General features: G+C 59.0%; 18 protein-coding genes. 5 read left to right on the plus strand and 13 right to left on the minus strand.

Annotated features, from left to right (window positions below):
* Window positions 1-116: 116 nt before the first annotated feature.
* Window positions 117-1640 carry an ABC transporter substrate-binding protein gene (locus QZ862_RS00245; RefSeq protein ID WP_296096732.1) on the plus strand — a complete coding sequence of 508 codons (1524 nt, stop codon included), beginning with the start codon at window positions 117-119 and terminating at the stop codon, window positions 1638-1640.
* Between the two features lie 87 nt (window positions 1641-1727).
* Window positions 1728-3056 (plus strand): GH1 family beta-glucosidase, encoded by a 1329-nt coding sequence (locus tag QZ862_RS00250; RefSeq protein WP_296096735.1) that lies wholly within the window; start codon window positions 1728-1730, stop codon window positions 3054-3056.
* Window positions 3057-3199: 143 nt separating this feature from the next.
* Here the strand turns inward: QZ862_RS00250 and QZ862_RS00255 are convergent, their stop codons facing one another.
* A complete protein-coding gene (locus QZ862_RS00255) occupies window positions 3200-3604 on the minus strand; it encodes a DUF2325 domain-containing protein (RefSeq protein ID WP_296096738.1) in 405 nt (134 codons plus the stop codon).
* Between the two features lie 459 nt (window positions 3605-4063).
* Here QZ862_RS00255 and QZ862_RS00260 point away from each other — a divergent pair, with 459 nt between their 5' ends.
* From QZ862_RS00260 to QZ862_RS00270, 3 genes are all read left to right on the plus strand, one after another.
* Entirely contained in the window at window positions 4064-5251 is a 1188-nt protein-coding gene (locus tag QZ862_RS00260) for an efflux RND transporter periplasmic adaptor subunit (protein ID WP_296020071.1), read from the plus strand.
* 15 nt (window positions 5252-5266) lie between these two features.
* Window positions 5267-8590, plus strand: a complete 3324-nt coding sequence (locus QZ862_RS00265) for an efflux RND transporter permease subunit (protein ID WP_296096740.1) — start codon at window positions 5267-5269, stop codon at window positions 8588-8590.
* Window positions 8591-8851: 261 nt separating this feature from the next.
* On the plus strand, window positions 8852-9535 hold the full coding sequence (locus tag QZ862_RS00270) for a cyclic nucleotide-binding domain-containing protein (RefSeq protein WP_296020077.1): 684 nt from the start codon (window positions 8852-8854) through the stop codon (window positions 9533-9535).
* A gap of 153 nt (window positions 9536-9688) precedes the next feature.
* Here QZ862_RS00270 and ureG read toward each other — a convergent pair whose 3' ends face one another.
* The 12 genes from ureG to urtE all read right to left on the minus strand — a co-directional run bounded on the left by ureG (window position 9689) and on the right by urtE (window position 19564).
* Window positions 9689-10300, minus strand: coding sequence for an urease accessory protein UreG (gene ureG, locus QZ862_RS00275; protein ID WP_296020079.1), 612 nt, complete (start codon window positions 10298-10300; stop codon window positions 9689-9691).
* A gap of 81 nt (window positions 10301-10381) precedes the next feature.
* On the minus strand, window positions 10382-11053 hold the full coding sequence (locus QZ862_RS00280) for an urease accessory protein UreF (protein WP_296096741.1): 672 nt from the start codon (window positions 11051-11053) through the stop codon (window positions 10382-10384).
* A 3-nt stretch (window positions 11054-11056) separates the two neighbouring features.
* Window positions 11057-11548, minus strand: coding sequence for an urease accessory protein UreE (ureE, locus tag QZ862_RS00285; RefSeq protein ID WP_296079641.1), 492 nt, complete (start codon window positions 11546-11548; stop codon window positions 11057-11059).
* Window positions 11549-11661: 113 nt separating this feature from the next.
* Entirely contained in the window at window positions 11662-12498 is an 837-nt protein-coding gene (locus tag QZ862_RS00290) for a GGDEF domain-containing protein (RefSeq protein ID WP_296035114.1), read from the minus strand.
* Between the two features lie 559 nt (window positions 12499-13057).
* Entirely contained in the window at window positions 13058-14767 is a 1710-nt protein-coding gene (gene ureC, locus QZ862_RS00295; RefSeq protein ID WP_296096744.1) for an urease subunit alpha, read from the minus strand.
* A gap of 4 nt (window positions 14768-14771) precedes the next feature.
* Complete coding sequence (locus QZ862_RS00300; RefSeq protein WP_296096747.1) at window positions 14772-15398, minus strand: Urease operon accessory protein; 627 nt, start codon at window positions 15396-15398, stop codon at window positions 14772-14774.
* A gap of 22 nt (window positions 15399-15420) precedes the next feature.
* Window positions 15421-15843: a lysozyme inhibitor LprI family protein gene (locus QZ862_RS00305; protein ID WP_296096749.1), complete on the minus strand. Its 423-nt coding sequence runs from the start codon at window positions 15841-15843 to the stop codon at window positions 15421-15423.
* The gene (locus QZ862_RS00310; protein ID WP_296096752.1) at window positions 15843-16148 is read right to left on the minus strand and encodes an urease subunit beta; all 306 of its coding nucleotides are present in this window, start codon (window positions 16146-16148) and stop codon (window positions 15843-15845) included. The genes QZ862_RS00305 and QZ862_RS00310 overlap by 1 nt, the downstream gene beginning before the upstream one ends.
* An 80-nt stretch (window positions 16149-16228) precedes the next feature.
* Complete coding sequence (locus QZ862_RS00315) at window positions 16229-16531, minus strand: urease subunit gamma (RefSeq protein ID WP_062426232.1); 303 nt, start codon at window positions 16529-16531, stop codon at window positions 16229-16231.
* 118 nt (window positions 16532-16649) lie between these two features.
* Window positions 16650-17480: an urease accessory protein UreD gene (locus QZ862_RS00320; RefSeq protein ID WP_363315891.1), complete on the minus strand. Its 831-nt coding sequence runs from the start codon at window positions 17478-17480 to the stop codon at window positions 16650-16652.
* Window positions 17408-18625 (minus strand): polyhydroxybutyrate depolymerase, encoded by a 1218-nt coding sequence (locus QZ862_RS00325; RefSeq protein WP_296020104.1) that lies wholly within the window; start codon window positions 18623-18625, stop codon window positions 17408-17410. Before QZ862_RS00325 ends, QZ862_RS00320 begins: the two co-directional genes overlap by 73 nt.
* A 243-nt stretch (window positions 18626-18868) precedes the next feature.
* The gene (gene urtE / locus QZ862_RS00330; RefSeq protein ID WP_296083954.1) at window positions 18869-19564 is read right to left on the minus strand and encodes an urea ABC transporter ATP-binding subunit UrtE; all 696 of its coding nucleotides are present in this window, start codon (window positions 19562-19564) and stop codon (window positions 18869-18871) included.

Here is a 19564-nt window from a genome sequence, read left to right on the forward strand (position 1 = left end):
TGTTTCTTGCACGCAGCTTTGCGCGCAAACGCATTTGACAACGCAAATCATCCCGCTACAGTATGACGCAATAAGAATGCATATTCCACTACTGTGGATTAATACGAGGGAACGTCATGCTTAAACGCACTCTGCTCGCAGCCTCCTTGCTGTTCTTGCCGGCCATTTCCACACCCACCCTCGCCAGCGGCGTCGTCAATGTCGCCACCATCGGCGAACCGCCCACACTCGACCCAATGGCGTCGACGGCAGATGTGGTGGGCATGATCACGCAGCATATCTTCGAGACGCTCTTCACATTCGATGCCGAATGGAATGTCGTTCCGCTGCTGGCCGAGGGCATGCCGACGGTCTCCGCCGACGGCAAGACCTATGACATCGTCCTGCGCAAGGGCATCAAGTTCCATGACGGCGCCACCATGACGTCGGCCGATGTCGTCGCCTCGATCGAGCGTTGGGCAAAGATCGCATCGCGCGGCAAGCAGGTCGCACCCTATCTGACTTCGGTTACCGCCAAGGGCGATGACGCCATCCAGATCGTGCTGAACAAGCCCTATGCACCCCTGCTGTCGCTTCTGGCCTTCAACAACTCCGCCGCCGTCATCATGCCGAAGGCAAATCTTGCCGAAGACCCATTGACGAAGATCATCGGCACCGGCCCTTACATGCTGAAAGAACGCAAGGCCGACCAATATATCCAGTTGGTCCGCTTCGATGGCTACCAGTCGCGTTCGGAAGCGGCCAACGGTTTTGGTGGTGCGCGCAAGGCGATCCTCGATGAAGTCCGCTTCGTGCCGGTTCCAGATGCCAACACCCGCCTCGAAGGTGCCGTCTCCGGGCAGTTCGACTATGCCGATTCTCTACCGCCTGAAACCTTCGACCGTCTGAAGGCGTCGCAGGCCTCCGAGCCCGTGGTCTTGAAGCCCTATGGTGCGCCGGTCATGGTGATGAACACCAAGGAAGGCGTGCTTGCCAACAAGGAGATGCGCCACGCCATCCAGGCCGCGCTCAACCCGGAAGACATGCTGCTGGCCGCCTTCGGCAATCCGGAATTCTTCGCCGTCGATGGCGCGCTCTATCCACAAGGCTACACATGGCACACGGAAGAGGGCATCGAGCGCTATGGCGCGGGCGACCCCGAAGCTGCGGCAGCCATGGCCAAAAAAGCCGGCTATGACGGCGAAAAGCCAATCCGCATCCTGACCAGCCGCCAGTATGAATTCCATTACAAGATGGCGCAGGTCGCAGCCGAATATCTGAAGGCCGCCGGCTTCAAGGTCGAGCTTGGCGTGTTCGACTGGGCAACGCTCACAACCCGCCGCGCCGACCCGAAACTGTGGGATATCTTCATCACCCACGGCCCGTTCCCGCCAGAGCCGATTCTTAATGGCTGGATGTCCGACAGCTATCCCGGCTGGTGGTCGACGCCTGCCAAGGCCGCATCAGTCGAGCCCTTCATTGCTGAATCCGATCCTGAAAAGCGCAAGGCGCTGTTCGCCGAAATCCAGAAGGTCTTCTATGAGGAAGCCCCGGTCTACAAGGTCGGTGACTTCAACGCGCTAAGTTCGAAGAAGAAGACGCTCAAGGATTTCAAGCCATCCCCCTGGCCGTATTTCTGGAATGTCAGCACCGGCAACTGAGGTCAACTCTCCTCCCAAGCAAACACGTGTCCCGCAGCCCATGCGGGGCACGCCGCAAGCCTCCTTCATCGATAATGAGCATCTGTCATGACGCGTTCTTTTCCCAAGGACTTTCTCTGGGGCGTCGCCGCCTCCGCCTTCCAGACCGAAGGCGCCGTCAACAAGGATGGCCGCGGCCAGAGTGTCTGGGATGTCTATGCCCACACGCCGGGCCGCACCACCAATGGCGAGACGGCGGATATCGCCTGCGACCACTACCACCGCTATCCGGAAGACATCGGCCTGATGAGCGGTCTTGGCGTCGGCGCCTATAGACTGTCGACCGCATGGCCGCGCATTTTCCCGGAGGGGTCGGGTCAGGTGAACCAGCGCGGGCTTGATTTTTACGACCGCGTTATCGACCTTCTCCTGTATGAAGGCATCGAGCCGTGGATCTGCCTTCATCATTGGGACATGCCGGTGGCGGTGGAAGAAAAGGGCGGCTGGCGCTCGCGCGAAACCCCAAAGATCTTCGCCGATTACGCCGCGACGATTGCCCGCCACTTTGGCGACCGCGTCAAACGCTTTGCGCCCATCAACGAACCGAACGTCATTCCCTGGGTCGCCTATAATGTCGGTCGTCACGCGCCGGGCAAGCAGTCCTATGAGGACAGCCTGCAGGCCATCCACACGCTGAACCTCGCCCATGGTTACTCGGTCAAGGCCGTTCGCGCCGAAGCACCCAAGGCGGAAGTCGGCAACATCGTCTCGCTCGGGCCGGTGCGTCCGCATTACGACGACGCGGCCCACGAGGAAGCCCGCATTCTGGGGGATTGCCTCTGGCGCCGCGTGACCGTCGATCCGCTGTGGCTCGGCACCTATCCAGAGCCGATCGCCAGGGAAATGGAGCCGTTCATTCTTGGCGACGACATGGCCGATATCAGCCAGACAATGGATTTCTTCGGCCTCAACCACTACAATCCCGTCTTCGTCGGACCCAACAAGAACACAACCTTCGGCGTTGCCGAGACCGCCCCACCCACCGGCATGGGTCCGCTGACCGATGTCAACTGGGTCGTCGATCCCCAGGCGTTCCTCGAACAGATCCGCGATACCAGCGAGCGCTATAACAAGCCGACCATCTACATCACCGAAAACGGCGCCTCCTATCCGGACGCGCTCGGCCCGGATCGCAAGGTCATCGACAAGGATCGCATCGCCTATTTCGAAGGCTACCTGAACGTTCTTCTCGACGCGCTCGAAGAAGGCCACGATATCAAGGGCTATTTCGCCTGGTCGCTGATGGACAATTTCGAATGGGGACGCGGCTATTCCAAACGCTTCGGTCTGGTCTATGTCGACTACCCGACACTGCAGCGTATTCCGAAGGCGTCATATCACTGGTTGAGCGAAGTCATCCGCAGGAACGCTTTGTAGAAACCATGTTTCGCCACGTAGAGGTGGGCGCGATCAGCCTCAGACCTATCCTCCGTCATCCTCGCCCTTGAGGCGAGGATCCACTATTTTTACGACTCGATAGTAGGAGTACCTGCAGACCTCATCCGGGGCCGCATCAGCCCTTAATTCGCACCGCGCTCATTCATCGTCTGCAGCGCCCGCTCAAGGCTCGACTTGCTACCGTTGCGCAGCGGGATAAACGTCTTGCCGAACTTCTTGCAGCCGGATTTGACGCGCAGACACGCGTCGTGGCTGATACAGTCGATGGGGCAGAAGACGCAGTCGACCGAAGGCAACAGCGTGTCAATGCGGGACACCGCTTCGCGCAACCCCCCGTCATGATGGATCAGTTCGGCATCGAAAGCGCTGGCGATCTGACGCAGATGCGCCACCTGGCAATCGCGCCCGCCGACATAGAGAAAGCTTTTCGGACCGGACGGTGTCTGCTGCTGGACGGATGTCACTGGCGATTGAGAGCGTTCATCCTGCTTGCCCCGCACTGCCTTCTTTTTCTCTTTCCGCGCCATGCCTCACCTTGCTGTTGAAACCCGACCCTCCGCCGGTTCTTGCCGCCACGATATTAAAGATGAGTTTTGGAGTAAAGAATAAAGTTGATGATAATCGTCATGTTTTCTCGTCAAGATGGTCCGCCTTGGGAAAAACACGTAACGACCAGCGATCTCAGCCCGTAACTGTCGATCCCGATCGCGAGCCATTATTCATAAATGTATAGCCGAACCTCTGGCTACACGGATTGAAAAGTAGCGATTGCGCATTTAAATTCCCTGTACAAGAGCTCTTACCAAGCTTGCGCCAGGGGGATGGGACACGCTGGTGCAGTATCGTCGACATCACGGTTCGGAAAACCGGATGGACGCCGATATCGTATAACGGTCTAACGAATATCGCATGCACTTCTCGCCTGGGATAAACGGCGCCGATGATGGCGCACGAGCATCACGCGACCCACTTTGGACGGACACATTATGCGCATCGCACCGATTGCAGGTTTTACTGCTCTTCTTCTTCTCGGCTCGGCTCTCCAGACGGTGGCATGGGCAGAAGGCGAGCCCGTGCAGGCAAGCCGCAATAACCTGCCCTCCATCGTGGTAACGGAAGTCGCGAAGCGCGATCTTGTGGACCGCGTGATTGCCACCGGCACCATTCGCCCGGTGGACGAAATTTACGTGCAGCCACAGGTCGAAGGCCTTGCCGTCGATAGGCTCAATGTCGATGTTGGTGACAAGGTGGAAGCGGGTGCGGTTCTGGCCGAGCTTTCCCGCGACAGCCTGGTTTTGCAGAAGAGCCAGCTGGAAGCCAACAAGGCAAAGGCGCAAGCGGCTGTAGCGCAGAGCAAGGCGCAGGTCATCGAAGCCCAGGCCAATCTGGATGACGCCGTCCGCCAGAAGGACCGCGCCGCCCGCCTCGGCCAATCCGGCTCGGGCTCCGTGTCTCAAGTCGAGCAGACCGCAGCGGCGGCAGATGTGGCCAAAGCCCGGCTGGAAGCCGCCAGGCAGACCGTGACGGTCGGCGAGGCCGATATCAAGGTGGTGGATGCGCAGATCGAGGATATTGATCTGAAGCTTGCGCGCACCGGCGTGAAGACGCCCGTTGCAGGCATCATCTCCGCCAAGAATGCCCGCATCGGCGCCATCGCCACCGGGTCGGGCAATCCGCTTTTCACGGTCATCAAGGATGGCGCGATCGAACTCGTCGCCGAACTGTCGGAAACCGACATTCAGAAGATCGAAGTCGGCCAGAAGGCAAGCCTGACGGTCGCCGGTGGCAATCGCAAGATCGAGGGCACAGTACGCATCGTCTCACCGACCGTCGATCCAACGACGCGCCTTGGCTCGGTTCACATCGTACTGCCGGCCAATAGCCCTGCGCGAGCGGGCATGTATGCGAACGCCGATATCATCGTTGCCTCTGCCAATGCGCTTGCCCTCCCCTTGTCGGCGGTCATCTCCGGTCGCGAAGGCTCCACCACGCGCAGGGTGGAAAATGGCGTCGTCAAGCAGGTGAAGATTGAGACCGGCATTCAGGATTCAGGCTTCGTGGAAATCAAGCAGGGCCTGTCGCTCGGCGATAAGGTCGTGGAGAAGGCAGGCGCGTTCGTCCGCGACGGTGACAAGATCAACCCGGTCCCGGCTGCTGCCGCGGCCTCGAACTAAAGCGAAGGCAAAACCATGAACTTCTCTGCATGGTCCATCCGCAATCCGATTGCGCCGCTGCTTGCCTTCGCGCTGCTGATTTTCCTCGGCATCAAGGCATTCTACGACCTGCCGATTACACGCTTCCCCAATATCGACGTTCCTGTCGTTGCCATAACGGTGACGCAGAGCGGCGCCTCGCCCTCCGAGCTAGAGGCGCAGGTGACGAAGGAAGTGGAAGATGCAGTCGCCTCGATCAGCGGCATCGATGAAATCCAATCCACCGTCACCGACGGCCAGTCGCTGACGACTGTTCTCTTCCGCATCGAAAAGCCGACAGAGGAGGCCGTGCAGGACACCAAGGACGCGATCGACAAGATTCGCTCCAATCTGCCCGCCGGCATCGAAGAACCCGTCGTCAGCAAGATCGACGTCGAAGGCCAGGCGATTCAGACCTTTGCGGTCTCCTCGCCGAACATGACGCTGGAAGAGCTCTCCTGGTTTGTCGATGACACGATCAAGCGCGCACTCCAGGGGCAGCCAGGCGTCGGCAAGATCGACCGCTACGGCGGCGCCGATCGCGAAGTGCGCGTGTCGCTCAACCCGTCGAAACTCGATGCCTATGGCATTACCGCAGCCGAGGTGAACAACCAACTGCGCGGCACCAATATCGATCTCGGCTCCGGTCGAGGACAAGTGGGCGGCAACGAACAGACGATCCGCACACTGGGCGACGCGCGCAACGTGGCGGAGCTTTCCAATACCACGATCGCGCTGCCCAACGGAAACTTCGTCAAACTATCGGAACTCGGACGGGTAACCGACACCTACGAAGAGCCCAAATCCTTCTCGCGCTTCAACGGCAACCCGGCCGTTACCTTCGCCGTCTTCCGCGCCAAGGGCGCCAGCGAAGTGACAGTGGCCGAGACCGTAGCGCAGAACCTCGACAAGGTTCGCACCGACCATCCGGATGTCGCCATCCAGATGGTGGATGATTCCGTTTACTTCACCTACGGCAACTACGAAGCCGCTCTCCATACGCTGATGGAAGGCTCGATCCTCGCCGTCATCGTGGTTTTGCTCTTCCTGCGCAACTGGCGCGCCACCCTCATTGCCGCCGTGGCCCTGCCACTGTCAGCCATCCCCACCTTCTGGGTGATGGATCTGCTCGGCTTCTCGCTGAATCTCGTCAGCTTCCTGGCGCTGACGCTCGCCACCGGTATTCTCGTCGACGATGCGATCGTGGAGGTGGAAAACATCTCGCGACACATCAAGATGGGCAAGACGCCCTATCGCGCAGCGCTCGAAGCTGCAGATGAAATCGGCCTTGCGGTGATCGCCACCAGTTTCACCATCATCGCCGTCTTCGTGCCGGTCTCGTTCATGCCGGGCATTCCCGGTCAGTACTTCATTCAGTTCGGCCTCACCGTCGCCTTCTCCGTCTTCTTCTCGCTGATGGTCGCGCGCCTGATCACGCCGCTGATGGCTGCGTACCTCATGCGCGCCGACGATGCCGTCGACGATCATCACGACAATGACGGTCGCCTGATGAAGGCCTACACGAGCATGGTAACGGGAACGACGCGCAAATGGTGGGCACGTTATCTGACGCTGCTAGGTGCGATCGGCTTCCTTGTTGCATCGCTTATGCTTCTTGCCCAAGTTCCCGGCAGCTTCCTGCCGCCGGACGACTCCTCACGCGTCGTTCTGTCAATCGAGCTTCCGCCGAATGCAACGCTGGATGAGACGGACGCCACGACCGCCAAGATCAACAACGCGATCAAGGGCATCGATGGCGTCGAAAGCGTCTTCATCCTCGGCGGCGCTTCGCCAAAAGGCGATCTGGAACTGCGCCGCGCAACGGTGCGCGTCATCCTGAAGAAGATCGACCACTCTCTGCTGAAAACCGTCGTCAATGATGGCCTCGGCTCTCTCCCGCTCATTGGGTCTTATCTGCCAAAGGTCAAAGATAATGGCAGAACCCGACCGCAATGGGATGTGGAACGCGATATTTTTGCCAGCATCCACGGCATTCCGGATGTGCGCATCATAAAGCTCAACGACCGTGGCGAGCGCGAACTGACCTTCAACTTCCTCTCCTCCAGCGAGGAGGATTTGAACAAGGCAGTTGGCATCCTGGAAACGCGCCTGCGCGCTTCGCCGATCCTTGCCAATGTCAGCTCCGAGGGCGCACTGCCGCGCCCCGAATTGCAGATACGCCCTCGCAAGGACCAGATCGCCCGCCTCGGCATTACGCCGCAGCAGATCTCGCAGACCGTACGCGTTGCCACTATCGGCGATATCGATGCGCAGTTGACGAAGATCTCACTCGATGACCGGCAAATCCCGATCCGTGTCCAGACATCGCTTGATGTCAGGCGCGATCTGGCTGCCATCCGCGCACTGAAGATCAAGACTGCTTCCGGGGCCACGGTTCCCCTCTATAGCGTTGCCGATATCGACTACGCGGAAGGCCCAAGCTCGATCAAGCGCAATGACCGAAGCCGCGTCGTCGCCATCGGCTCCGACGTGCCTTTCGGCACAGCCCTCGATACGTCGACGGCTGAGTTCAAGCGGATCGTCGAAGAAACGCAGCTTCCGCCCACCGTCCGTCTGGCGGAAAGCGGTGATGCCAAGGTGCAGGGCGAAATGCAGCAGGGCTTCGTCAACGCCATGCTGCTTGGCCTGCTTCTGGTGCTCGTGGTTCTCATCCTGCTTTTCAAGGACGTGATCCAGCCCTTCACCATTCTCTTCTCGCTGCCGCTTGCGATCGGCGGTGTGGCTGTGGCGCTGATCGTCACGCAGAATGCGCTCTCCATGCCCGTTCTCATCGGCATTCTGATGCTGATGGGCATCGTCACCAAGAACGCCATCCTCCTCGTCGATTTCGCCATCGAGATGCGCCGTCACGGCATGGAGCGCGTTCACGCCATGGTGGAGGCGGGCCGCAAGCGTGCCCGCCCGATCATCATGACCTCGATCGCCATGTCGGCTGGCATGCTGCCATCCGCGCTCGGCGTCGGCGAAGGCGGCTCCTTCCGCGCCCCGATGGCAATCGCCGTGATCGGCGGCATCATCGTCTCGACGGTTCTGTCGCTCATCGTCGTCCCGGCCTTCTTCCTGATCATGGACGATCTCTCTGGTCTGCTCGCCCACCTGTTTGGCCGCTTCGTCGGCAAGAAAGAGGAAGAGCATCCGATCCTGTCATCGGAAGAACTGTCGAACGTCGCGCGAGAAAACAGCCAGGCAATCGCTGCCATGGACGAGCGGATTTCAGCAGTGGAGAAAAACACACCAAAGGATGCCCGCACTGGCAAATCCGACAATGTGCTTCGACTTCCGCCTCTCGCGGCAGAGTGACGTTTTCCAGACTTCGATCATGTCGCGCAACATAAAGCGTTCGCGCGACATGATTTTCTACCTGCAACGCTGGGGTACCATCGCGACGTCCTGGTTAAGACGGCCCCATCATGATTTTTGTCAAAGTTTGATCGAAATCAATTTGAGCTTCGCGGAGCGCGCTATTCTCTTTCCATGACAACATCCATAGCCGAACTTCGCGCCTCTGCCTGTTAACGGACCGAGAGGACATGAAGGAGGGTATGGTTTGGAGGGCCGAGCGTGAATAGAACCGAGAAACTCACCAACAGGGACAAATCCCTTCTCATTCGCAGCGATCTTCTGTCGTCCATGAGCGAGGCGTCTGCAAGGTCGGTGATCGATGCCGCGTCGCTGCTGACGCTACCAGCGCGCCATATGCTGTTCACCGAGGCCGGAACGACGGACTTTCTCTATTACGTTCTGACCGGCCATGTGCGGCTTTTCCGCGCCAGCAGGGATGGTCGCGAAGCCGATATCCGCATCTGCGGTCCGGGTGAGACTTTCAATGATTGCATGATCTTCGAAACCGGCGGCAATCGCTACAGCGCCCAGACAACCGAATGCTGCATGCTGGCGCGGCTGGAGCTTGCCAGAATAAGGGCTATGCTGGAGGCCGATCCGACTGTCGCACGGGCCGTTATTCAAACTCTCTCGAAGAACAATCTCAAGGTCATGGACTGCGTTGCCAATGACCGGCTGCAAACCGCACCTCAGCGGGTGGCACATTACCTGATGACGCAGGCGCCTTCGGATAACGGATCCTACTCCCTTCGCCTGCCTTTCCAGAAAAGCGTCCTGGCAGGCAAACTCGGCCTGGCGCCGGAAGCACTGTCGCGCGCCTTCTCCACGCTCAAAAGCTGCGGCGTCAGCGTGCGCGGCCGCGTCATTCACATCGACGACCCCGCTGCCCTGAACAGGCTTTGATTTTCAAGACCAGCCTTGGAGCATGTCGCGCCACGGTGTGCAGCTAGCTTTGCGGCGCCGGCATGCGAGACAACAAGGGCTTAAAGAGCAAGATCACGACACGCTTTTGAGGCGGGACTGTCCTGGCGAACCGCCCCTCCCCTAGCGACTTTTTTACAATCCGCCCTGCTGCTTCAGAAAACCGACGATGCGGTCGATGCCCTCTCCGCGCTTCATATCGGTAAAAAAGAACGGCATTTCCTTGCGCATGCGCGTAGCGTCACTGTCCATCACATCGAGATCGGCGCCAACATAGGGCGCCAGATCCTTCTTGTTGATCACCAGAAGATCGGATCGGGTAATGCCTGGGCCGCCTTTGCGCGGGATTTCCTCGCCTTGGCAAACCGAGATGACGTAAATCGTAATATCCGCCAGATCCGGCGAGAAGGTCGCAGCGAGATTGTCACCGCCCGATTCGATGAAGACGACATCGAGATCGGGAAAGCGCTCATTCAGACCGGCAATCGCCTGTAGATTGATCGTCGCATCCTCACGGATTGCTGTGTGCGGGCATCCGCCTGTCTCGACACCGACGATTCGCTCCGATGGCAGCGCCTGCATTCGGACCAGCGCTTCGGCATCTTCCTTAGTGTAGATATCGTTTGTCACGACCGCGACCGAAAATTCCGCGCTCATCGCCTTGCAAAGCTTCTCCGTCAGTGCCGTCTTGCCGGAGCCGACAGGCCCCCCGATACCGACTCTGAGCGGGCCATTTCCCGATTTCATCTGCTTCCCCTTCCGGATGTGTTTTGCTGACAATAGCGGCCTCAAGCCCACCCCATCAACAGCAAAATAGAAGCAAAATGGTCAGGAGCGGAAAAGCCGCGTGGCCTGTACTTCGTGCCGCATGGGTGCGGTATCAGCAATGATCGTGGCCGATCCGAGATCATCCAAGGTGGTTGAACCGGCACGGTTTGCGACATCCGCCACCATCTCCTCCAGCCTTGCCATGATCGCCACGCCGTCCGTCTGCCCTGCGACGCCAAGACGGATGCCAGCCGAAATCAATTGCGATAGTCCCGCGTGAAGATAGGCAGCGAGAACGTCTTCCAGTCCGATATCGTGGGCAGCGGCGACTGCGCCTATGGCAACGGGATAGGTGGGAGTTTCGGGTAACCGCTCGAAGACCGACGACGGCCAGGCGCGCGCTGCGCCGACAAAGGCATCACCTAGCAGAACCGTTTCACGATAACGCTCCGCGGAGCCTGCAAGAGCACGAGACAAGGCCGCGATCTCGTAAAGCAAGGCGCGGTCTTCAAAGCCATTCCAGGCCTGACACAGCATGACTGCATCGTTCCAGAGCGTGCCGCGTCGAAGCGACAGAGCGATCCATTCATCGAGCCCGGCAGCATTGAAAACGCGCCGGTCCTCCACAGCGCTTTCCAGCCCACCGGAATAGGAGAACGCCCCCACGGGAAAAGCCGGCGACATCCAGGCCATCAACCTCAGCAGGCTGTCGACATTGCGTTTCGCTGTCATGCGTCAGTCGTGATGATGATGGGCGTGATCACCGTGGGAGTGTCCCCCATGCGAATGGCCGCCATGAGCATGATAGGCCCCGCGCGCAGGCTGGAAAGGTTCCTCCACATCGCGAACCGTCGCGCCCAGGCCTTCCAGCATGGCGCGGATGACGTGGTCGCGTAAGATGAGGATCCGGTCCTCTTCGATCTGCGCAGACAAATGCCGGTTGCCCAGATGCCATGCGAGTTCGATCAAGTGCAGCGGGTTCTTTGCCGTGACTTCGAACAGCTTCTCATCTGCTGCCCGCACCTCGACCAGATCGCCATTTTCAACGACGAGCAAATCGCCATGGGCAAAGAGAACGGCTTCCTTCAGGTCCAGCATGACCATCTCGTCATTCTGGAGATGCAGGAGCTTGCGCCGCAGATGCCGTTGATCATGAGCCAGAGTGACGTAGCCGCTCGGCTCATCGCCGGGCGTGCCGGCAGGAAGATAGGATTGAACGCGTAACATGAAGCTTCCGGTCTGAATGTGATCCTGAAGCATCAAGTCTTGCCGGATAGAGCGGTGGATTGCAAGCCGCTGACTGCCGGCCATCTGGCAATCGCGCTACAGAGCGCAATGTTTCAGGATGCAGCCTGCAATGGCCTCGCCAGACCACTGTCGATCTCCCTGCGCACATGGGATGCATCGCCATGGCAAAGGCGGTTGCGCCCGGCGGCCTTGGCGCTGTAGAGCGCCTTGTCCGCTATCGCGAAAGTATCGTGCTTGGAACGATTAGCCTCTATTTCCGCCACGCCGACAGATACCGTGGTCTGCAAAAGATGTCCTTCGAAGTTGACCGAGAGACAGGCAACCCGCACGCGCGCCAGCTCGATCAGCGCAACACGATCCTTCCGGTCCCCTCCGCAGACGATGACGCCGAATTCTTCGCCGCCAAGCCTTGCGACGCAATGAAAATCGCCAAAGACGTCCTCGATCGCCGAAGCGACGCGCTTGATCACCATGTCGCCGGCGCCATGGCCGAAATTGTCGTTGATCGACTTGAAGCGGTCGAGGTCGAAGATGGCAAGCGAGGCATCGCCGGTAATATCTTCGAAGACCTGATTGAAGGCGCGCCGGTTTGCAAGTCCCGACAACGTGTCCGTTTTACTGAGGCGCTCGAATTCCGCCTGGGACTCGCGCAGATCGCGAATGGCGCGCCCGAGCACCGTACAGAGGATTCCTGCAACCAGACCTCCGACGATCCAACCCATGGCCACGCTATAGAAGACCGCATCGATCACCGGAAGAGGCAGTATCCTCAAGGCATTGCCGACGCAGATCACGGCGAGACTGACCACGATGGACAAGGATATCGAAATAAACACCATTTTAAGCGCGAAGCCGCGCAGCGACTGCCCGCCGGCAGGGTCGCTGACGCTCATGTCGAGCGAGATAAATTTTGCGAATCCGTCCGCCATCAATCTCCAACCTCCAATGGGCAACCGATAGGGAGAAAAAGTTGCAGCATCGATAATGCATATAGTAAAAGTTTAATCATCTTTTATTCACTTAATGGCGTGAGAGTACATCCGCTTTATCTTAAAAAAGCGGAAATACGATATTCCCGCACGCCCTGTCATGAACGAGACAAGCGCGGGAACGATCCGCAAAAAAATTGTTGAATGCGAATGACGTAGGCCTGAATGCAAAGCTCTCGGCCCACCTCTTTCTGTCATCCGCGCATATTGAACGGGTAAAACGATCAGCAAAGGGGCTCAGGTTTACGCACCATGAAACCGGCCTGATTTCACGAAAGCCCTCAGACAGCGTCGAGCAAGATCCCGCTCCGTCCATGGAGAATACGTGGAGACAAGGGCTGGGGGTGTGACAGGCGAAGCCGTTTTTACCGGGGATGTACGCAGACGTACAGCGATCTGTCAGATTCGCTTACAGCCTTCAGGTCCTTGTGCCATCGCAGTCGTCGGCGCAAAGCCGCTACACCCTTTTGTGACGACCGCGCTTGTGGCCAAAACCCAATCAGAACAGGAAGTAGCGCTGCGCCATGGGCAGCACTGTTGCCGGTTCACAGGTCAGTAGCTCGCCATCAGCGCGCACCTCGTAGGTTTCAGGGTCCACTTCGATATGCGGGGTCAGCTTATTGTGGATCATCGAAGCCTTCGAGATACCGCCGCGGACATTCCTCACTGCCACCAGATTCTTGGCCACGCCGAGACGCTGGGCCAAGCCGCCATCGAGCGAGGCCTGCGAGACGAAGGTGACGGAGGAATTGGTGCGCAGCTTGCCGTAAGCGGCAAACATCGGGCGATAATGCATAGGCTGCGGCGTGGGGATCGACGCGTTCGGATCACCCATAGGAGCTGCCGCAATCGAGCCGCCGAGCAGCACCATCTCCGGCTTCACGCCGAAGAAGGCAGGCGACCATAAAACGAGATCGGCGCGCTTGCCGACTTCGACCGAGCCGATCTCGTGGCTCACACCATGGGCAATGGCCGGGTTGATCGTGTATTTGGCAATGTAACGGCGAACACGGAAATTATCGTTCTCGCCCGTCTCTTCCTTCAGGCGACCACGCTGGCGCTTCATCTTGTCAGCCGTCTGCCAGGTACGGATGGCGACTTCGCCGACACGACCCATCGCCTGGCTATCGGAGGAAATGATCGAGAAGGCGCCGAGATCGTGCAGAATATCTTCCGCCGCAATCGTCTCCTTACGGATGCGGCTTTCGGCAAAGGCGATGTCTTCCGGGATTGACGGCGACAGATGGTGGCAGACCATCAGCATGTCCAGATGCTCGGCCAGCGTGTTCACCGTATAGGGGCGCGTCGGATTGGTGGAAGACGGAATGACGTTGGGGTTGCCGCAGATCTTGATGATATCCGGCGCGTGACCGCCACCCGCACCTTCCGTGTGGAAAGCGTGGATCGTGCGGCCCTTGATGGCGGCCACCGTGTCTTCCACGAAGCCGCTTTCGTTCAGCGTGTCGGTGTGGATCATCACCTGCACATCGAAGGCGTCGGCTACCGTCAGGCAATTGTCGATGGCGGCAGGCGTCGTGCCCCAGTCCTCATGCAGCTTCAGCGAGGAAGCACCGGCGAGGATCATTTCTTCCAGCGGCTTCGGCAGCGAGGCATTGCCCTTGCCGGCAAGCGCCAGGTTCATCGGGAAGCCGTCGAAGCTTTCGATCATCCGTTCGATATGCCATGCGCCAGTACAGGTAGTGGCAAGCGTTCCGTGCGCCGGACCCGAACCGCCGCCCAGCATGCAGGTGACGCCGCTCATCAGCGCTTCTTCGATCTGCTGCGGGCAGATATAATGAATGTGAGCGTCCATGCCGCCGGCGGTCAGGATCTTGCCCTCGCCCGCAATCGCCTCCGTCGAAGGCCCGACGATGATGGTGACGCCCGGCTGCGTATCCGGGTTGCCCGCCTTGCCGATGCCGTGAATGCGACCGTCCTTCAAGCCCACATCGGCCTTGTAGACGCCGGAGTGATCGACGATCACCACATTGGTGATCACCGTGTCCACCGCGCCTTCAGCACGGGTAGCCTGGCTCTGGCCCATGCCATCACGAATAACCTTGCCGCCGCCGAATTTCACCTCTTCGCCATAGGTGGTGAAATCCTTCTCGATCTCGATGAACAGTTCCGTATCGGCCAGGCGCACCTTGTCGCCGGTGGTCGGACCGAACATGCTGGCATAGGCGGCGCGGGAAATCTTGTAGGACATGGGTTCAGGCTCCTTCGGAGACAGAGAATTTCGATACGGAAGGCAGTCTTCTCAGCCTTCCCTGACCGACCAGCAGATCGACCAACTGTTTTTCGGCAATAAAGGGATGCCCGTCCCAACCTTGATGACCAAAACCGGCAATAGACACCTCGTCTCCCTCCACCATCCTGTCGAGCATATGGCGAATGGTCACGAGCCCGCTGCTCGGGCACACATAATTCTGCGATGAGAGGGATCTCAACTCACCGTCCAGACGATCATGCACCTGCCTGTCTATGATAAGATGCGTCTTTCCGGTCTCGGCAGCGATAGCCGCAAAGCCCACGCTGTAATCGACGCAGAAATCCTCAAGTTCAGGGCGGTCGCGGCGAATGTCAGGTTCCATTTCGCTGAACTTCGCCGGGTCGCGGACGCACCAGATCGCCGTGGCAGACACGACGCCCGGGCTTTCGCGCCAATGCCTCTCCTGGGTCATCTCGCGTCCCGGACGGCCGGTATTGCACACGGCAACGACATCGGTGCGCCTACCGCCTGCGCCGAGCGAGCGGCAATGATTGAAGCGAATGACGATGTCCGCACGGTCGATGACATCCGCCACCCCGTCCGGCACCTCTCCATTTCCAACAATCATGATCCTGCGGCCCATTTCTCGATCAAAAACCTTCCGAAAGTGCGCGCAGTTCATCCGTGCGCTTGCGGCTCATATCGGCAAGGCAGGACGCGACCAGTTGCGGCTCCATGGAACCGCCACGCGCCTGAAATCCTTCGAAGTCACAATTGGCATCGCGAAAGGCAACCCATGCGCGCTGGGCGGCAACAAGCGCATCGACGGCACCCTTGGTGCTCTCATCAGCACTTTTGTCGCGCTCGGCCAGAAGCTTGCGAAGCTTCTGGTACTGGACATTCAAGTCCTTGTCGGCCTTGTCATAGTCTTCACCGGCGCACTGGGTCATTTCCATCTGCGTTTGCGGATTGGCGCAATTCACCTTGTCTTCCTGGGAGAATGCGCCTGTCGCGCCACCCACGCCCACCAGAAAAACGGACGCCGACAGACTGAGGAACGAGCGCTTCGACATCAGAGCTTTCCCATGACCTGCTGGCGAAAGCCGTAAACCTCGCGCTTGCCGGAAAACGGCACCAGCGTTACCTCGCGCTTCTGCCCCGGCTCGAAACGTACCGCCGTACCGGCTGGAATATCGAGCCGCATGCCGCGTGCCTTGTCACGTTCAAAGATCAGCCCGGCATTGGTCTCGAAGAAATGGTAGTGGCTGCCAACCTGAACCGGACGGTCACCGGAATTGGCAACCTCGATGGTGATCGTCGGCTGGCCGGCATTGAGCTCTATCGTGCCCTCGGCAGCAATGATCTCGCCTGGTATCATCGCGGTTCTCCCTTCAGCGTGTCCAGCAAAAGCCTGAGCGGTTTTGCCTTGGCAAATGCATAAAACAAAATTGGTCGGCCTTAACGGATCGGCTCATGCACGGTGACGAGCTTGGTGCCGTCCGGGAAAGTGGCTTCCACCTGCACGTCATGGATCATCTCGGCGATGCCTTCCATGACCTGGTCGCGTGAAATCACATGCGCGCCCGCTTCCATCAGTTCGGCCACGGCGCGGCCATCGCGCGCGCCTTCCACCACATAGTCGGTGATCAGCGCGATCGCCTCGGGATAGTTGAGTTTCACGCCGCGTTCGAGCCGCCGGCGTGCCACCATGGCGGCCATGGAGATCAGGAGCTTGTCTTTTTCCCGGGGAGTAAGGTTCATCGTCGTCCCATTCCAGCGCGGCGTGGTCCCTCAACGAAAAAGGGCACGCTTCAATTCATCGTAGCTGCACAGGCACTTAACTGAAATTCCAGACGGTTCTACAGTCGCTGCGCCAGCGTCACAGATTCCAGACTTTCGGCACTGGCGCGCCATTTCGCAAGAGCGAAATGATGGGAAAAAGCATTTTTCTTAAGGAGAATCCGTCCGCAGCAGATAGCCGAACGACGAGCTTTCCCTGCCATTCGCTGGCGCCGCCGCTTTCTCCGGCAAACGCCCTAATTTTAGGCAGCAAGGCCTCAGCCAGCGGGCCGATATAGAGAATGGTGGCAAAGGCGACGCGGCCTGATAGCACTGATGCATGCTGCGTCAGGTCGGCAATGCGGCCGTCGAGGAAAAGCTCCTCCGCATGGATAAGTTTGCCGCCGTGACGAATGCGCCAGCGGTCCCGAAACAGCCCCTCCTCCATCGCTTCGCCCATGGCTTGGCGACCGAGCAAGACCGCCTCGACGGCGAGGAATTCGGATGAGGCATGTAGGTTGGCATCCAGCCTGCGGGTCAGCGAGGCGCGGTCGAACAGAATTGTTTCCTGGGGAAGCCAATGGAGCCGGGTGTTTTCCTCGGCCGTGACGTGGACGGAGACAGCAGCCGTGCCGGCAGCAGCCTTGTAGACCTTTTCGCAGGCCTGCGTCGTCACGACCAGACTGGTACCGGCCTTGGCATGGGCCTGCCATTCCAATTCGTCTCCCCCGGTCAAGCCGCCGGAGGAGTTGATGAGAATGGCTTCCATTTCATTGGAAAACGTATCGGGAAGCCTGATCTTGGCGCAGCCTTCCTGAAACAGTTCGTCCAGACGGCTGCGGCCATTCAGGGCTTTGGTTACAATGCGTCCTCGGCCACGGGCGCGCTGCGGACGGGGTTGGCTGAGGCTTTCAAGGACTGGCTGCTGCACGTCGTCTCCGAGGGCTTCGCGGATGCGGAAACCGCTTTCACAGAGCAATCCGTCTTCGACGTTGCGTCGACAACCATCTGCCCTTCCGTATTCTGGAAGAAATCCCACATTCTTTCGGCGGCATCAACCTGTCTTGCGCTCTCATCTCCCGCAGTTTTGCGGTCGACCGCAGGCTGCGCCTTCGGCGTTACGTCGCTGCCGGGCTTGCGGGTCAAAACAGCAGACGTTGCAATCACTTCCGATTTCATCGTGGCGCGTGGCCAGGCGTGATCCCAGGCGTCGATCACATAGGAATGGATGCGCGAACCGCTCTTGCAGACATCGTAGGAATTGACGGTGAAATTGCCGAGCGACTTGCTTTTCACCGCGCCCTTGCAGCCATCGAGCTCGGCCCAACGCTTCAGCGCCGTCTCGCCGCCATACTGCCAGTAAGGCTTTCCGCCACCCTGATAGGGATTGGCAGGATCCTTCGTGCCGGCGAACGCGATGATCGACATGGGCTTGGCAGGCGTGCAGCTTGCCATATCCGGACGCCAGCGGCCTTCGGCTTCGACCGGGACGCCAGCACGCAACGAGGCCACGAAGCCCGCCGCGGCAAAATCATTGCTGCCGCTGCACAGATACTGCGACAGCATGCGCCCGCCGCCGGAATAGCCGGAGCCATAGAAGCGCTCTTCATCGACACAGAACTTGGATTTTACCATGGAGACTGCATCGCGAATGAAGGACACCTCATCCAGCCCGCCCGGCCTGGTGGTCACACCCGGCACGTTCCAGGCATGTGTATTCGGCAATTCTCCATCGAGACTACCCTGCAGTGCCACGACCATCACGCCCGTGCGCTCGGCGACCTTGTCCCAGCCGCTACGGTCCAGTTGGCCATTCGGGTTGCTGTTGCTGCCATGAAAATCGAAAACGACCGGTACCGGCTTCGATCCATCATAAGAGGATGGAACGAAATAGACGCCCTCGCGTTCTGAACCCTGTGACATGAGCGAAAACTCATGCCGCCCCGGCTTCACAGCCTGACCGCACATCGATGCCGATGCAGCGGCGCTCATGCTTGTTAGGATTGCAAAACCTGCAAACAGCGTTTTGGCAGGAAATGTGAACCGGAACGTCCGGCCAGCAACAGTCAAATTCATCGGCACGCCTTTGATTGGCACAGTTCCCCGACAAGATGCCGGAAAATTCGCGGAATGTAAGGGATCGACGGTGGCGGCGTGCAAAAGACCTCGTGGGGGTGTCTTGCAAGCAGCATTCATGGTGCCAATAACACAGGATTTTGGTGAATGAAATGTAAAAGCCCGCATGAAAGCCATGCTTGAGCGCATGGCTGTTCACTTTATCACGAGGTTTTTATTACAGCGTGAGCAAATCCGCAGCAACTATACTGTCAAATGCCGCCGCGCTTCCGGCGTGTCGAGCGTTTCCGCCGCACCTTGATGCACCACCTCACCCCGATCCATGATGTAGACGTAATCGGCAAGCTCACGGCAGAAGTCCAGATACTGCTCGACAAGCAGGATCGCCATGCCGGTCGAGTCCCTTAGATACTTTATGGCCCGGCCAATATCCTTGATGATCGAGGGCTGAATGCCTTCGGTCGGCTCGTCCAGCACCAGGATCTTAGGTCTCGTCACCAACGCCCGGCCAATTGCGAGCTGCTGTTGCTGCCCGCCGGAAAGGTCGCCGCCGCGGCGTGACAACATGGTTTGCAGCACCGGAAACAGGCTAAAAATATCGTCAGGAATAAACCGCTCCTTTCGGGGCAGAGGCGCATATCCGCTCTCCAGATTTTCCTGCACCGTCAGCAACGGAAAGATTTCGCGCCCCTGCGGCACGTATCCCACACCGCGCTTTGCCCGCTGGTAGGGTGCAAGTCCATTTAGGCTCTCTCCACCAAAGGTAATCGAGCCGCCGCTGATGGCATGCTGCCCGGTGACGGCGCGCAACAGCGAACTCTTGCCCACACCATTACGGCCCAGAACGCAGGTGATCTTCCCCATCTCAGCATTCAGCGAAATGCCACGCAAAGCCTGTGCTGCGCCATAGTGAAGATTGATGTTTTCGACGCTTAGCAT

It is taken from the genome of uncultured Agrobacterium sp., assembly GCA_913777615.1.
In the GTDB taxonomy this organism is placed as follows: domain Bacteria; phylum Pseudomonadota; class Alphaproteobacteria; order Rhizobiales; family Rhizobiaceae; genus Agrobacterium.